Source organism: Rhodococcus yunnanensis NBRC 103083, assembly GCF_001895005.1.
Classification (GTDB): Bacteria; Actinomycetota; Actinomycetes; order Mycobacteriales; family Mycobacteriaceae; genus Rhodococcoides; species Rhodococcoides yunnanense.
Genome location: NZ_BCXH01000005.1, coordinates 160,481 through 175,421 on the forward strand (window position 1 = coordinate 160,481; position 14,941 = coordinate 175,421).

The window sequence follows — 14,941 nt, forward strand, 5'->3', positions numbered from 1 at the left end:
GCGCTGGGTAAAGAACTCCGGTGGTGAACAAAACGACGCGGTCGGCGTCGGCGGTCATGGGGATGTTCGTTGTCATCGGGGCGTTGTGGGGGCTTGTGGGGTACGTCTACTCCGACAAGAATCTTGCGCGCGCCGCGATATGGGGTGTCAGTGTTGCCGCGGTCGGCTGGCTGATCGTGTTGGCGGCGTTGCTGATCAAGTATCTGCGGCTGATGTCGCGTAGGCGTCGCAGCAATCAAGACGAAGCCGAGGGCTGATCGTCCCCCTCCTGGTGTGGATGGAACGAATGCTCTTCGTGATCGAGTTCGTGCTCTAGAGCCCGCATGCCCGCGTCCGCCAGCCGGCCCGCATCGCGCCACCGCAGCAATTCGTCGCGTTGCGCGCCGAGCAGACGCCGTCGAACACTCGTCGCGGCCTCCTGCTCGGGTGAGACGACGGATGTCCCGTCGCCGGACTCGGCGAGGTGGTCGAGTCGGCGATCGTAACGGTCGATGCGGCGCTCGAACTCGGCACGCATGACATCCCTGGCCTCGTCGTCCATGTTCTCCTCGTCGGCGATCCGATCCAGCTGCTGCAGAGCAGCTTCGGCGGAACCCTTCCTCGCCTCGTTCCACGTCCGAGCTTCCGCCGCGGGATCGGCATGTACCTTCAGCGCTCGGACGAGAGGCGCGAACGTCGTGCCCTGGCCGATCACGGTGACGAGAACAACGACGAAAGCGCAGAACAGCAACAGATTCCGAGCCTCGAACTCCGCCCCCGAGTCGATGGTGAGCGGGAGCGAGAACACGGCGGCGACGGTGATGACACCGCGCGTCCCTGCCCAGCTCATCACAAGGATCTCCCTGCCGTTCAACGGAGTCGAGCCAGTTCGGGACGGTCCGAATCTGCGCGGGATCGACTCGGTGAGAACGAGCCACAGCGGCCTGAGCAGCAGCACACCGGCCAGAGTGACGACGAGGGCCGTCGCCACCGTGGACACCGAGTAGGCCGACAGGCCCTGCACGACCGTCGGTAGCTGCTCCCCGATGAGGAGAAACACGAACCCTTCGAGAAGCAGATCGATCAACCGCCACACCGCGCTGGTCTGCAACCTGCTGGCGCCGGAGACGGTGTGGCGAGTGTCGTGACCGATGACGAGGGCAGCGACCACCACGGCCAGCACGCCCGATGCGTGTACCTCCTCGGCGGCGACGTAGGCGACGAACGGTGTGGCGAGCGAAATCACGTTCAGCAGAAGCGCGTCGTGTACGAACTTCTGCGCCACCCGAATGAGCAGGGCAACGACCAACCCGACGACGGTCCCGCCCACTGCGGCGAGGACGAACAGTCCACCCGCATGTGGAAACGTCATGTCCTCCGCGGCAATGGCGGTGGTCGCGACCGTCAGCATCGTCAGGGCTGTCGCGTCGTTGAGCAGACCCTCACCCTCGATCAAGGTGACCAACTTCGGTGGGATGCCTGCAGTGCGCCCGACGGCCAGCGCCGCGACAGGATCCGGCGGCGCGACCGCCGCACCGAGAGCCAAGCCTGCCGCCAACGTGACTCCGGGAACCCACAGCGCCATCCCGACCCCGACGACGGTAGCCGTCGCGCCCACCAACGCAACCGACAGACTGAGGATCGTCCACACGTTCTTGCGGATCGCGAGGAGCGAGGACTTCAACGCGGCGCTGTAGAGCAGCGGCGGAATGACGAGCGTCAGTACCGCGTCCGGGTCGAGCACGATGTCGGGCAGCGAGGACGCGGATACGGCAAGCCCCGCCAGCGTCAGCAACACCGCAGCGGGTATCGCGGTCTTGGCGGAGACCACCTGAGCTGCCACTATCAGAGCCGTACCGGCCAGGACGAGGCCAAGAATGCTCAGCACGACATGCCACAACCCGATGAGTTCACGAGCATGCATTCCACCGGCGGAAGCTCGCGAAACCTGATGCCTCGCCGGGACCGGCTGTGGCTGTGTGAAAAACACACCGGCCGCAGGTGGGATGGCTCAGGTCCACCGCGACCGCTATATGAGGCGCCTCTAGCCGGCCGGGTGGCTCGCTTCGACCAAGTCCTGTGCGATTCGGCGCAGAGGCAGATTCTGTTCCTGCGACAACTTGGTCAGCAAGTCGAATGCTTGCGCCGAATCGATCTTGTATCGTTCCATGATCATGCCTTTGGCCTGGCCGATGATGTCTCGACTTGCCAACCCGGCACGGAACTGGTTGCCGTCGCGCAGTCCGAGAAGCGCGACCGCCGCATGCGCGGCCAAGGCTTCACCGGTCGCCAAGGCCTCGACGTCGAACGCTCCCGCGTTGCTGCTGTAGAGCACCAATGCACCGACGTCGTCGCCGTTGGTGAACAGTTTGAAGGCGGCGAGAGACCGAAATCCCTGGTCCACTGCCTTGGATGCAAATTGAGGCCAGCGCTTTTCCACACCGAGGTCCTCCGCGACCACCACGTCGAAGTGACGCACTTCTGTCGGGATGGGACCCTCGCCCAACTCGTACTGGCGGCGGCAGAGCGTCTCGGCCAACTCGTCGGTGGATGCGACCACCGTCCGCTCGCCGTTCGTCAGCGTCGTGATGCAGCCGCTGACAGCGCCCTCGATCAGCTCGATTGCGGTGCGCAGAATCTCGTCCAGAGTCCGCGACGCCGAGTGCCGCGCATCGCGCAGTGAACGTGCAAAATCGGCGAGCAGTGCGGGCACGTCCGTCGCCCGAACTTCGTCTTCTTCCGGTGCGTACGACATGCAGACCTATCCTTTCCGCGATGGAACCACGAAGGTGCGCCGCTGCTGGACGCGGTGGTCGGCGACAGCGGCCGAACCAGCAAGAGATTTTATACACCAACTTCGCGGTGCGTGGGCTGTCGGCCCACCTGTGGTGAACGCACTGCGAAGCGCCCACCGAGAGCGTCGGCCGAAAGCTGCTGCGGCAGTGTGATGCGAGTGGTTTGAGCACCTCGGCCCTCGGCCATTCACAGTCCGTGCCCGCCGACCCCATGCTTGCCGATTCAGAGCTTGCCGAACCTGTGTCTGCCGGTGCAGGCCTGCGTCGCGACGGTGCCCCGACATGACCGCGTTCGGCGCGGCGCTCTACGGCCTGGGCACAGCCGTGCCCCTCGTCGTCGGCGCCGCGATCGGATTGCGGTGGCGGCTACCCAAGCCCGTGCTGGCGGCGATGATGGCCTTCGGTGCAGGCACCATGATCGCGGCGGTGTCCTCGGAACTGTTCGCACCGGCATTCGCGCAAGCGGGGATCGTGATCGCCGGGGTTGCCTTGTTCGCCGGTGCCGGGGTGTACGTCGTCGCGAATCATCTGATCGAGAACAAGCTGGGCCCTGCCGCGATCGGGTGGGCCCTGATGCTCGGGACCATCCTCGACGGAATCCCGGAGAACACCGCGCTCGGGGTCTCGTTGACCAGTGGCGGCGGACTGGTGCTCCTGGTCGCCGTCGCGGTCGGCAACGTGCCGGAAGCAGTGGGCGGGGCCGCGTTGATGCGTGACCAACACAACTTCGACCGCCGCCGGGCACTGGGATTGTGGACGGCCACCGCAGTTGTGCTCGTCGTGGTCACCGTCGTCGGATATCTACTGTCCGACGCCATCCCCGACACCGGGATCTCGACCGTGCAGGCATTCGCCGGCGGAGCGACGCTGGCTGTTCTGGCCGATTCGTTGATGCCCGAGGCCTACCGCGACGGCGGATGGTGGGTCGGGATGGCGACGGCAGCCGGGTTCCTCGTCGCCTTCGCCTTGGGGTGAGTACGGCGTCGTTCATCCGGTCCGGGTGAAGCGGGTCGGCGCAGGGGAGCCAAGGATCGGAAGGGCCGGATGCGTCCCTACCGAGGAGCTGACCACCGATGCCGCTGAACTTCGACGACCGCACCGACTTCGACAACGCCGACCGTGGGTTCATCGCAACGATCGACCCGATGGTGATCCGCAACGCCGAGGGCGAGCCGGTGTTCGATCTGAGCGGCTACGGCTACCTCGCCGAACCATGCCCGGACACCGTCGACCCCAGTCTGTTCCGTCAGGCTCAGCTCGTGGTCAAGAACGGTCTCTACGAGGTCGCCGAGGGCATCTATCAGATCCGCGGCTTCGACCTGTCCAACATGACGTTGGTCGAGGGCGACACCGGAGTCATCGTCATCGATCCGCTCATCTCCGCCGAGTGCGCGGCGGCCGGGCTGGCGCTGTACCGGGAGCACCGCGGACAGCGCCCGGTCACCGCGCTGATCTACACCCACTCGCACGCGGATCACTTCGGCGGTGCTGCCGGTGTGTTGCCCGACGGCCCCGGCGACGTGCCGATCCTGGCACCCGAGGGGTTCATGGCCGAGGCTGTCTCGGAGAACGTGTACGCCGGTACCGCGATGAACAGGCGGGCGACCTACATGTACGGCTACGGGCTACCGATCTCGGCGGAGGGCCAGGTGAGCACGGGGCTCGGCATACGCGGGTCGTCGGGCACGATCAGCCTGATCCCGCCGACGGTCGACATCACCCACACCGGCCAGCAGGAAACGCTCGACGGGGTGCCCATCGTGTTCCAGGTGACGCCGGGAACCGAGGCGCCTGCCGAGATGAACTTCCACTTCCCTCGTCATCGAGTGCTGTGCCTCGCCGAGAACGCCACGCACAACCAGCACAATCTGCTTACGCTCCGCGGCGCGCAGATCCGCGACGCACGAGCCTGGTCGCACTACATCGATGAGGCCATCGAGTTGTTTCTCGACGACGCCGACGTCGCCTTCGCCTCGCACCACTGGCCGACCTGGGGCAGGGAGAACATTCTCGACTTCCTGACCGTCCAGCGTGACCTCTATCAATACCTGCACGATCAGACTCTTCGCCTACTCAATCAGGGTCTGACCGGGACCGAGATCGCCGAGGAGATCGAGCTGTCGCCGGGCCTGAACGACGCCTGGTCCGCGCGCGGGTACTACGGTTCGGTCAGCCACAACGTCAAGGCGATCTACCAGCGTTACCTCGGCTGGTTCGACGGCAGGCCCTCCTCGCTGTGGCAACATCCGCCGCAGGCCCAGGCCACGCGATACGTCGAGGCGTTCGGCGGTGTGGATGTGGTGATCGCCAAGGGCTCCGAGTACGCCGACAAGGGCGATCTGCGCTTTGCGGCCGAACTGCTGGGACAAGCAGTGTTCGCCGACCCGGACAACATCGACGCCAGGAACGCCCTCGCCGAGGTGTACACCAGGCTGGGTTACGGCGCCGAAAACGCCACGTGGCGCGGCTTCTACCTCACCGGGGCGCACGAGCTGCGACACGGCATCGACCCGGCCCCGATCAGCACGGGAGCCGGGATGGCCGCGGCGCTGTCCGTCGAGCAGCTGTTCGACACCGTCGCCATACGCGTCGACGGCCCACGCGCAGCACACGAGAAGTTCCGTATCGACTGGAAGTTCACCGACTCGGGGCAGACCGTCCGGCTGAGCCTGTCCAACGGCGCACTCATCCGCACCGTCGACCCGCGCACACAACCGAAAGTCGACCTCACCGTGACACTCACCAAGGCCGATCTGCTCGGGCTGCTGGCAGGCGGCGGATTCGACGGCCTCGACAGCACCGGTGACGTCGGGGTACTCACCCGGCTCCTCGGATTCCTCGACGCCCCTGATCCGATCTTCCCGATCGTCACCCCGTAGGGGCGAAGGGGGGATTCAGCGGTAACGCTCGATGGCAGCGGCGATCTGGTCGAGCTTGGCGAAGGTCGCGGACTCGTCGAGCGTGGAGAGAATGATCGCGGCGCGTTCGACACCTGCTTCGACATAACCGTCGAGTTCCTCGGCGCCGCGGCCCGCACCGAAGACGGTGAAGGTGATGTCCGGGCGTCCGCGGTCGGCGAGAACCCCACGCACGCGGCCGAGTTCGGCGGCCGACGTGTGAGCGCGCGGAAGCCACGCGTCGCCGAACTCGACCAGCCGGTCGAGAGCTGCGGGGCTCTCCCCGCCGATGTAGATCGGCGGATGCGGCTTCTGCACCGGTTTGGGCCACGAGTAGATGGGATCGAAGTCGACGTGCTGCCCGTGGAACTCGGCCTCGTCGTGTGTCCAGATCTCTTTCAGCGCAGCAAGTTGTTCGTTGATCTGTGCGCCGCGCTTCGTTGGGTCGGTGCCGTGATTGGCCATCTCTTCCCGATTCCATCCGACGCCGACACCGAACGCGACCCGACCTCCCGAAAGGTAGTCCAGTGTCGCGACTTCCTTTGCCGTGTGGATCAGATCGCGTTGCGGAAGGAGCGCGATACCCGTTCCGAGTATCAAGTTCTCGGTGGCCGAGGCGGCTGCCGTGAGCGCGAGAAACGGATCGAGGGTTCGGTAGTAGATGTGCGGCAGATCGCCACCGCCCGGATACGGCGACGTCCTGGACACCGGGATATGAGAGTGCTCGGCGAGAAACAGCGAGTCGAACCCACGCTCCTCGAGTGCACGCCCGAGAACGTCGGGCCGGATTCCTTCATCGGTCACGAATGTCGAGATTCCGAACTTCATGCCATCCATGGAACCACGGATACGACGCAATGTGCCAAGAGCGGCGAACTACAGGGGCGGCGAACTACAGGGGCGGCGCACTAACCGGAAATGTTCACCAACCAGTTGATCCCGAACTTGTCGGTGAGCATGCCGAACGTGTCGCCCCACGGCGCTTTGTTCAAGCCCATCGTGTCCTTCGCGTCGACGGCGAGTTTGTCCCAGTAGCCTCTGAGCTCGGCGTCGTCCTCGCCGCTGAGCGAGACCGAAATATTGTCGCCCACAGTCAGATTCATGCTGGAGGGTGTGTCCGCGGCCATCAACGTCAGGCCGCTCGGTGATTCGAGTTGGCCGTGCATGATCTGATCCTGCTCGGCCGGGTTGTCGGTCGAGCCGAACTCGGCGAACGTGCCGAGGGTGAGTTCACCGCCGAACACACCGTGGTAGAACTCCAATGCTTCGCGCGCTTCGCCGCGAAAGCTGAGGTACGGATTGAGTCGAGTAGTCATGAGAGCCTCCATGTGTCTGTTGTCGATACTCGCTCGTTTCGACTTCTCCGACGACCGAAACTCATCGGCTACTCGATCGACGCGATCCCGGCGAGAAACAGGTCGATGCCTGCCATGAATTGCTCGCGATCGTCGTGATCGGGAAGCTGTGCGGCAACCTGGTGTACGAACGGAAACTTCGCGGGATCCTGCTGCGTCCACTGCGCCGCGACGGCGGTGAGGAAGTCCGTTCGATCGGTCTGCCGCGAGATCGCTCGCGCGCCCGCAGCGTATTGCGCCGCCAACCCCAGCACGTAGCTGACCAGCGCGGAGGTCGAGTCGAACTGCGCTCGCTCGGGAACCGAGAGTGCCCCGATCCGGCTGCCGAACGCTTCGAAGATGTGCAGAACCGCTGACTGCCACGGCTCGGCGGTGAGCTGCGTGCCGACCCACGGATGCGCGTCGATCGCGTCGAACACCCCGAGCGCGATCGTTCTGATCGACTCTCGCGGATCTTCGTCGTCGGCGATACCGGCCATGACGACGGCGATGACGCCCTCGGTTGCCGTCGTCAGAAGCTCGTTCTTGTTGGCGACGTGCCAGTAGATGGCGCCTGCGCCGGTGGACAGGCGCGCCGACAGGGCACGGAAGGTCAGCGCGCTCTCACCCTCGGCGTCGAGGATCTCGATCGCTGCCTCGACGATCCGAGCCTTCGACAGGGCATCGGTGCGTCGTTCCGTTCGCTGTGACTCGGTCGCCATGACATCCATCTTGACAGAGTTGGAACGTTGTTCCAATATGGGAGTTATGGAACGACGTTCCAATGCCCGTTTCCGAAAGGACATCGTCATGACCACACCGATCACGATCATCGGCGCAGGACTCGGCGGGCTGACGCTCGCTCGCGTTCTCCACGTCCACGGCATCGCATCCACGATCTACGAGGCAGAGCCGTCTGCCGACGCGCGAACGCAGGGCGGACAACTCGACATCCACGAACACGACGGCCAAGCCGCACTCGACGCAGCCGGGCTCACACCGGAGTTTCACGCGATCATTCGTCCAGGCGGCGAGGCCGCACGCATCCTCGATCTACACGGCACTGTCCTGCTCGACGAGCCCGACGAAGGTTCGGGGCGTCGCCCGGAGGTGCTCCGCGGCGACCTGCGCCGAATGCTGCTCGACTCCCTGCCCGACGGCACGATCCAGTGGGGCAAGAAGGTCACCGGCGTCGTCTCCCTCGGGGGCGGGGCGCACGAGGTGATATTCGACGACGGCTCGGCCGTGCGCACGAGCCTCCTCGTCGGAGCCGATGGCGCATGGTCGAGGGTGCGCCCGTTGCTGTCGAGCGCGACCCCGAGGTACGCGGGCACGACCCTGGTCGAGACTTACCTGTACGACGCCGACGAGCGGCACTCCGCAACGGCGCAGGTGGTGGGCGAGGGCGCGATGTATGCGGCCGCACCGGGCAAAGCGATCCAGGCGCACCGCGAAGCGGGTGCTGTGCTGCACACCTATGTCGCCCTGCATAGGCCCGAGGAGTGGTTCGACGCGATCGACTTCACCGACGCTCCTGCCGCCGCAGCCCGTATCGCGGAGGAGTTCGCCGGGTGGGCGCCCGAGCTCACGGCGCTGATCACCGACGGTGAATCCGCACCGGTGAAACGGCCGATCCACACCCTCCCGGAGGGGTTCCGCTGGGACCGCGTGCCGGGGGTCACTCTCATCGGTGACGCCGCGCACCTGATGCCGCCTGCCGGCGACGGCGCGAACCTGGCGATGTTCGACGGCGCCGAACTCGGTAAGGCCATCGCCGCGAACCCCAACAGCGTCGAGGCGGCACTGCGCACGTACGAGGAGCCCATGTTTCTGCGAAGCGAATCGGCCGCCGTCGACTCCAAGGAGATTCAAGACCTGATCCTGGGTGATCGCGCACCGTACGCACTTGTCGAATTCTTCACCGGCGCAGGTGGGGTCGAGGCCCGAAACGACGCTGCACCCCACGCCTGACGACGTGGGGTGCAGCGTTGTGTGTCAGATCGGATCAGATCAGACCGGATCAGGCCCCGATCAGCTCAGGTCGAAGCGATCGTTGTTCGCGACCTTGACCCACGCGGAGACGAAATCGTCGACGAACTTGCGCTCGTTGTCCGCCTGGGCGTACACCTCGGAGATGGCACGCAACTGCGAGTGCGAACCGAAGGTGAGGTCGAGTCCCGTTGCAGTCCAACGCTGCTCGCCCGTTGCCCGCGTCTTGCCGACGTACTCGTCGTCGCCGGACTTGGTCCACTCGGTGTCCGAGTCCAGCAGGTTGACGAAGAAGTCGTTGGTCAACGTGCCGGGGCGGTCGGTGAAGACGCCGTGCTTGGTGTCGCCGTGGTTTGCGCCCAGCGCGCGCAGGCCACCGACCAGAACCGCAGCCTGAGGCGCGGTCAGGTCCAGCAGGTATGCACGATCGAGGAACAGCACCTGTGACGGCGTCTCCTCGCCTGCCTTGACGAAGTTGCGGAAACCGTCGGCGCGGGGTTCGAGTACCTCGAAGGACTCGACGTCGGTGTCTTCCTGCGAGGCATCCGTGCGGCCCGGTGTGAACGGCACCGTCACGTCGTGGCCCGCGTCCTTCGCGGCCTTCTCGACGGCTGCGGCACCGGCGAGGACGATGATGTCGGCAAGCGAGACCTGCTTGCCGCCGCTGCCGTTGAAATTCTTCTGAATCTGCTCGAGCACGCCCAGTACCTCGGCGAGAACGGCAGGCTCGTTGGCGTCCCAGCCCTTCTGCGGCTCGAGACGGATGCGCGCACCGTTGGCGCCGCCGCGGAAGTCCGTCTTGCGGTAGCTGCTTGCCGATCCCCACGCGGTACCGACGAGCTGCTGCACCGACAGGCCCGAATCGAGAATCTTGGACTTCAGCGATGCGATGTCTGCATCGTCGATCAGCTCCGACGGGGCAGCCGGAACCGGGTCCTGCCACAGCTGCGCTTCGGGAACCCACGGTCCGAGGTAACGCGAGACAGGGCCGAGGTCACGGTGAAGCAGCTTGTACCAGGCCTTGGCGAACGCGTCGGCGAGCTCCTCCGGGTGATCGAGCCACCGGCGGGTGATCTTCGCGTAGATCGGATCCTCGCGAAGCGAGACGTCGGTGACGAGCATCGTCGGTGCGCGTCCGGGGCCGCCGAACGGATCCGGGATGGTGCCCGCGCCTGCGCCGTCCTTGGCGGTGAACTGCCATGCGCCTGCCGGGCTCTTGACGAGCTCCCACTCGTAGCCGTAGAGGTTCTCGAGGAACCCGTTACCCCACTGCGTCGGTGTCTTGGTCCAGACGACCTCGAGACCACTGGTGACCTGGTCCTCGCCCTTGCCGGTGCCGTAGCCGCTCTTCCATCCGAGGCCCTGCTGCTCGACCGGCGCGCCTTCCGGCTCGGGTCCGACCTTGTCCGCTGGCCGCGCACCGTGGGTCTTGCCGAAGCTGTGGCCACCGATGATGAGTGCGGCGGTCTCCTCGTCGTTCATCGCCATCCGGGCGAACGTCTCGCGGATGTCGTGTGCGGCGGCGATCGGGTCCGGCTTGCCTTCGGGCCCTTCGGGATTGACGTAGATCAGACCCATGGTGGTTGCGCCGAGCGGCTTGGCCAGCTCGCGCTCACCCGTGTACCGCTTGTCGGTGCCGAGCCAGGTGTCCTCGGGGCCGAAGAACACTTCCTCGGGCTCCCAGATGTCCTCGCGTCCGAACGCGAAACCGAACGTCTGGAATCCCATGGAATCCAGCGCGACGTTACCGGCGAAGACCAGCAGGTCGGCCCAGGAGATCTTGCTGCCGTGCTTCTGCTTGACCGGCCACAGCAGGCGACGAGCCTTGTCCAGGTTGGCGTTGTCGGGCCAGCTGTTGAGCGGTGCGAAGCGCTGCGCGCCCTGACCGCCGCCGCCGCGACCGTCGTACACGCGGTAGGTGCCGGCAGCGTGCCAGCTCAGACGGATGAACAGGCCGCCGTAGTTGCCGTAGTCCGCAGGCCACCAATCCTTGGAATCGGTGAGGACGGCGGTGACGTCGGCCTTGAGCTCGTTCACATCGAGCTTGGCGAATTCTGCCTTGTAGTCGAAGGATTCGCCGAGCGGAGTGGACTTGGCGGTATGTGCATGCAGGATCGACAGGTCGATCTGCTCCGGCCACCAGTCCTTGTTGGTCAGCGGCGCGTTGCCCTTGGGCTTCGGCGATTCGATGACCGGGTTTTCGCTTTCGCTGTTGCTGTGTGTGCCGGAGTCTGGATTCGGCGGACGGCTATCGGAGGTCACTGCATTCCTTTCGACGGTGGGCTGGTCGAACATCGACGATCACAACGGTGATCGAGTCTTGGTGGACGCGGCGCACTCCGGGCAGGTGCCCCAGAAGATGACCTCGGCTTCGTCGAGCTCGAAACCATGATCATGCGACGCAGTCAGACACGGTGCCTCGCCGACCGCGCAATCGGCGTCGGCGATGAGACCGCATGTGCGGCAGATGATGTGATGGTGATTGTCTCCGGTACGCGACTCGTACCGGACGAGGTGGCCCGCAGGCTGGATGCGACGCAGCAGGCCCACCCGCGACAATGCGTCGAGCACGTCGTAGATGGTCTGCCGCGAGACGGTGGGGAGCCCGGCGCGAACCGCGCCCGCGATGGTCTCGGTGTCCGCATGGGGGTTGGCCCGGACGGCGTCCATGACGGCGACGCGTGGCTGTGTCACGCGAAGGCCGACGGCGCGCAGCCGCTCGGCGTTGCCTGGTCCGGAGGTCATGGCGACCACATTAGGTGGGATCGGGCGATTACGCGAGCCTTTTCTGGATTTGGTCCAAAAATGGTCTCCGACCTCTGCCGACGCGCCGAACATGGGTTTCGATCATCGAGAGCACAACCGGTGACAGCGCCGTAGCGTCTGCGTAGTATGCACCGCCGGAAAGCCTTTCGGCCGGCGGATCCGTGGCGCCGATGTAACGATCGCCATGATTGCATCCATTGCGGAGTCGGCCGGGGACGTTCCACCACTGGTCAACGCGTGGGTAGTGAGAGGCTCCGGCCACACCCAAGTTCTCGTTGACCTATTCGGTAGCAAAACTGCGTTGGTTCGCGCGCGCCGAGCGGCCAGACTGTTCTTCGTGACCGGAACCGTGCCCACGCACCGATGCTGTCCTTGTTGTCTCTGACCTAGCCCGTCTCGGACACGGACCTGCCGGTGGTGCCTGCTGTTCGGCTCTGCTGCAACCGAATTCCGTCACCTTCCCTTTTCGGCCGTACGCCGCCCCGAATGCCTGCCTCACGGGCGCGTCCGTGCTGCGTGGTACCCGAATCTTCCTGAAAGGCCCTGGACCGGATCGTATGACACACGAACTCGCGCGGCGACGCTTTCTAGGCCTGAGCGCCGCATTCGTAGGCGCCGGATTCCTGGCCGCCTGCGGCGACGGGACGACGACGGTGGCGTCGTCTCGCGCCGGCTCGTCACCGGTCGTCGGCGGTGAGATCACCTACCTCAACGAGAAGCTGATCGACGGTTACCAGCAGCAGAGCACCGGCTCCTGGCACGTGGCGCAGGTGTGGAATCAGGTCGTCGAGAGGCTCTTCTACTACGACGCCGACGGAAAGTTCGTCCCGCACTTGGCAACCGGATTCACCCAGAACGACGATCGCACCGAGTTCACCCTGGCCATCCGGCCGGGTGTGACGTTCTCCAACGGAGAACGGCTCGACGCCAGTGCGGTGGCTGCGAATCTGAATCTGCTCGGCAGAGGTGACAAGGAGCGCGGCGTTCCTCGCTCGGCCTACTTCCCGACGAGTTACGACGAGGCCGTCGCGGTGGGGGACTACGACGTGGCCGTCCGGTTGAAGGAGCCGTTCGGAGACTTCATCCAGAAACTGGGCGCATGGACGACCGTGGGGATCCTGGCACCGGCAACGATCGAGGCGGGTCTGACCGATCAGTCGGATCTGAGCAAGATCCATGGAACAGGGCCGTTCGTGGTCGAATCCTGGCTGCCCAGCAAAGAAGTGGTGCTCCGGCGCCGTGAGGACTACGCGTGGCCGCGCGCGGACACCGCGCACACGGGCCCGGCGTACCTCGAGCGCGTGACCGTGCAACAGGTCATCGAGCCGTCGCTGCGCGCCGGGTCGTTGCGATCCGGGCAGGTCGACATCATCCACTACGTGCAGCCGGCGGAAGAGCCGTTCCTCTCCGACGGCTTCTCGTTGATCGCGCCGACGTTCTTCGGCAGCGTCTGGGGGCTGCAACTGCGTTTGACCGCAGCCCATCTGGACGACGTCCGAGTCCGCAAAGCCCTCACTCACGGTATCGACCGAGCCGACATCATCGAAACCAACTACCCGAGCGGCGCGTGGACGGAAGCGAAATCGACCCTCAACGCCATCGTGCCCGGCACGCTCGATCTGCGCGAGAGATTCGCCTACGACCGGGATCTCGCGAACAGCCTGCTCGACGACGCGGGGTACACCGAGCGCGACGACGACGGCTACCGAGTGAAGGACGGCGAACAGCTCAGCTTCCTGGTCTATCCCTCGGTGTACATCACCACCTCCGAGGCCGATCTGCAGTTGATCGCCCAGCAGTGGCGTCGGATCGGTGTCCGCCTCGAGATCAAGGGAACCGACTTCTCCAACTACAACACCGTGACCGCGCAGAAGAGCGTTCCACTGTACGAGAACCATTGGCTCGCAGGCAGTCAGACCGAGATGTGGCGTTGGTGGCACAGCACGCAGGCCAACCAGTTCAAGGAACCGGGCGCGGAACTCGACGCGCTGTTGGACACGCTGGCGCAGGGCAAGTCCGACGCCGAACGCATTGCGGCATCGAAGGATGTCCAGGAATACGTCATCGACAACGCGTACTACATCCCGGTGCACGAGTTCCGTCAAACGTGGGGTGCGGCGGACCGTCTACGCGGACTCGGCGTCGACGGTCTCGGTCTGATCAGCTTCTACGACGCGTGGCTCGACGATGCCGAAACGAAGCAGTAGGGGAATCGAAGTGTCACATACAGCAAGAAACGTGATCTCGCGGATCGGTCAGGCGATCGTGACCATCGTGCTCGTCTACATCGTCGTGTTCGTCATCGTCACACTCCTGCCGGGCGACCCGGTCTCGGGCCGTCTCAGCAACCCGGAGTACGGGTACACCCCGGACGAGATCAGCGAGATGCTCGTCTACTTCAAGCTCGACCAGCCTGCGTGGCAACAACTGTGGATCGCGCTGGAACGGCTCGCGCACGGCGACCTCGGCCTGTCCTATGCCTCCAACATCCCGGTCTCGACGCTACTGTGGTCGGGGATTCCGTCTACCCTGCAGCTCGCAGGAACGGCCTTCGTCTTCGCGGTGGTCCTCGCTGTCGCGATCGCGGTCGGAGCGTTCTTCCTGCCTTCCAGGTACGGCGGCGGGATACTGCGAGCATTTCCGTCGTTGTTTCTGTCGCTGCCGAACTTCCTGATCGGGCTCGTCATCATCAACGTGTTCTCCTTCCAGCTGGGTCTGTTCGTGTTGAGCGACTTCAGGAGTGCCGATTCCTTGATCTATCCGGCTGTCACACTCGCGATTCCGGCGTCGGCCCCCATAGCGCAGGTGTTCATCAGTGCGCTCGACAGTGCGCGTGCCGAGCAGTACGCGACGGTGGCGATCTCCAAGGGCATCGGTCGGTTCGATCTGCTGCGAAAGCATCTGCTGCCCAACGCGGCTCTGCCGACTCTCACCATCACCGCGATCATCGTCGGTGACCTGCTCGGCGGATCGATCATCACCGAGGCCATCTTCGGCAGGACGGGCGTGGGATCGGTGGTGCAGAAGGCGGTCAGCGAACAGGACGTGCCGGTGTTGCAGGCCGCCGTGGTACTCGCCGCAGCGCTGTTCCTCGTCATCAATCTCGTGGTGGATCTGGTCTATCCGGTGCTCGATCCCCGTCTGCGACGGACGGCGGCGGCATGAACTACACCGATGGGAG

General features: G+C 65.0%; 13 protein-coding genes. 6 read left to right on the top strand and 7 right to left on the bottom strand.

The annotated features are described in order from the left end of the window. The first annotated feature begins 20 nt into the window (after positions 1–20). Positions 21–257: a hypothetical protein gene (locus RY1_RS10860; protein ID WP_139279805.1), complete on the top strand. Its 237-nt coding sequence runs from the start codon at positions 21–23 to the stop codon at positions 255–257. On the opposite strand, the gene RY1_RS10865 is transcribed toward RY1_RS10860, so the two are convergent. Together RY1_RS10865 and RY1_RS10870 are read right to left on the bottom strand one after the other, a co-directional pair. Further along, entirely contained in the window at positions 236–1,903 is a 1,668-nt protein-coding gene (locus RY1_RS10865; RefSeq protein WP_072803562.1) for a Na+/H+ antiporter, read from the bottom strand. The genes RY1_RS10860 and RY1_RS10865 overlap by 22 nt on opposite strands. Before the next feature lie 120 nt (positions 1,904–2,023). Next, positions 2,024–2,734 (bottom strand): GAF and ANTAR domain-containing protein, encoded by a 711-nt coding sequence (locus tag RY1_RS10870; RefSeq protein WP_072803563.1) that lies wholly within the window; start codon positions 2,732–2,734, stop codon positions 2,024–2,026. A 322-nt stretch (positions 2,735–3,056) separates the two neighbouring features. On the opposite strand from RY1_RS10870, the gene RY1_RS10875 reads away from it, so the two are divergent. Beyond that, on the top strand, positions 3,057–3,749 hold the full coding sequence (locus RY1_RS10875; protein WP_072803564.1) for a ZIP family metal transporter: 693 nt from the start codon (positions 3,057–3,059) through the stop codon (positions 3,747–3,749). Between the two features lie 98 nt (positions 3,750–3,847). Continuing rightward, positions 3,848–5,653, top strand: a complete 1,806-nt coding sequence (locus RY1_RS10880) for an alkyl/aryl-sulfatase (protein ID WP_072803565.1) — start codon at positions 3,848–3,850, stop codon at positions 5,651–5,653. Between the two features lie 15 nt (positions 5,654–5,668). Here RY1_RS10880 and RY1_RS10885 read toward each other — a convergent pair whose 3' ends face one another. The 3 genes from RY1_RS10885 to RY1_RS10895 form a co-directional block, all read right to left on the bottom strand. Further along, on the bottom strand, positions 5,669–6,499 hold the full coding sequence (locus tag RY1_RS10885; RefSeq protein ID WP_072803751.1) for an LLM class F420-dependent oxidoreductase: 831 nt from the start codon (positions 6,497–6,499) through the stop codon (positions 5,669–5,671). 80 nt (positions 6,500–6,579) lie between these two features. Next, on the bottom strand, positions 6,580–6,987 hold the full coding sequence (locus RY1_RS10890; RefSeq protein WP_072803752.1) for a VOC family protein: 408 nt from the start codon (positions 6,985–6,987) through the stop codon (positions 6,580–6,582). A 68-nt stretch (positions 6,988–7,055) separates the two neighbouring features. After that, a complete protein-coding gene (locus tag RY1_RS10895) occupies positions 7,056–7,727 on the bottom strand; it encodes a TetR/AcrR family transcriptional regulator (RefSeq protein WP_245819592.1) in 672 nt (223 codons plus the stop codon). Positions 7,728–7,815: 88 nt separating this feature from the next. On the opposite strand from RY1_RS10895, the gene RY1_RS10900 reads away from it, so the two are divergent. Next, a complete protein-coding gene (locus tag RY1_RS10900) occupies positions 7,816–8,976 on the top strand; it encodes an FAD-dependent oxidoreductase (RefSeq protein WP_072803753.1) in 1,161 nt (386 codons plus the stop codon). A 60-nt stretch (positions 8,977–9,036) separates the two neighbouring features. Here RY1_RS10900 and katG read toward each other — a convergent pair whose 3' ends face one another. Both katG and RY1_RS10910 read right to left on the bottom strand, forming a co-directional pair. Then, the gene (gene katG, locus RY1_RS10905; RefSeq protein ID WP_139279806.1) at positions 9,037–11,289 is read right to left on the bottom strand and encodes a catalase/peroxidase HPI; all 2,253 of its coding nucleotides are present in this window, start codon (positions 11,287–11,289) and stop codon (positions 9,037–9,039) included. A 6-nt stretch (positions 11,290–11,295) separates the two neighbouring features. Then, positions 11,296–11,739: a Fur family transcriptional regulator gene (locus tag RY1_RS10910; protein ID WP_072803755.1), complete on the bottom strand. Its 444-nt coding sequence runs from the start codon at positions 11,737–11,739 to the stop codon at positions 11,296–11,298. A 578-nt stretch (positions 11,740–12,317) separates the two neighbouring features. Between RY1_RS10910 and RY1_RS10915 the strand changes: the two genes are divergently transcribed. Both RY1_RS10915 and RY1_RS10920 read left to right on the top strand, forming a co-directional pair. After that, on the top strand, positions 12,318–13,967 hold the full coding sequence (locus tag RY1_RS10915; RefSeq protein WP_072803567.1) for an ABC transporter substrate-binding protein: 1,650 nt from the start codon (positions 12,318–12,320) through the stop codon (positions 13,965–13,967). A gap of 31 nt (positions 13,968–13,998) precedes the next feature. Continuing rightward, positions 13,999–14,925 (top strand): ABC transporter permease, encoded by a 927-nt coding sequence (locus RY1_RS10920; protein WP_245819593.1) that lies wholly within the window; start codon positions 13,999–14,001, stop codon positions 14,923–14,925. Positions 14,926–14,941: the final 16 nt, after the last annotated feature.

Coding starts and splice junctions, on each gene's coding strand:
- RY1_RS10885 (WP_072803751.1), bottom strand. CDS start 6,499: ATGAAGTTCGGAATCTCGACATTCGTGACCGATGAAGGAATCCGGCCC.
- katG (WP_139279806.1), bottom strand. CDS start 11,289: ATGTTCGACCAGCCCACCGTCGAAAGGAATGCAGTGACCTCCGATAGC.
- RY1_RS10865 (WP_072803562.1), bottom strand. CDS start 1,903: ATGCATGCTCGTGAACTCATCGGGTTGTGGCATGTCGTGCTGAGCATT.
- RY1_RS10870 (WP_072803563.1), bottom strand. CDS start 2,734: ATGTCGTACGCACCGGAAGAAGACGAAGTTCGGGCGACGGACGTGCCC.
- RY1_RS10915 (WP_072803567.1), top strand. CDS start 12,318: ATGACACACGAACTCGCGCGGCGACGCTTTCTAGGCCTGAGCGCCGCA.
- RY1_RS10910 (WP_072803755.1), bottom strand. CDS start 11,739: ATGACCTCCGGACCAGGCAACGCCGAGCGGCTGCGCGCCGTCGGCCTT.
- RY1_RS10900 (WP_072803753.1), top strand. CDS start 7,816: ATGACCACACCGATCACGATCATCGGCGCAGGACTCGGCGGGCTGACG.
- RY1_RS10895 (WP_245819592.1), bottom strand. CDS start 7,727: ATGGCGACCGAGTCACAGCGAACGGAACGACGCACCGATGCCCTGTCG.
- RY1_RS10875 (WP_072803564.1), top strand. CDS start 3,057: ATGACCGCGTTCGGCGCGGCGCTCTACGGCCTGGGCACAGCCGTGCCC.
- RY1_RS10890 (WP_072803752.1), bottom strand. CDS start 6,987: ATGACTACTCGACTCAATCCGTACCTCAGCTTTCGCGGCGAAGCGCGC.
- RY1_RS10880 (WP_072803565.1), top strand. CDS start 3,848: ATGCCGCTGAACTTCGACGACCGCACCGACTTCGACAACGCCGACCGT.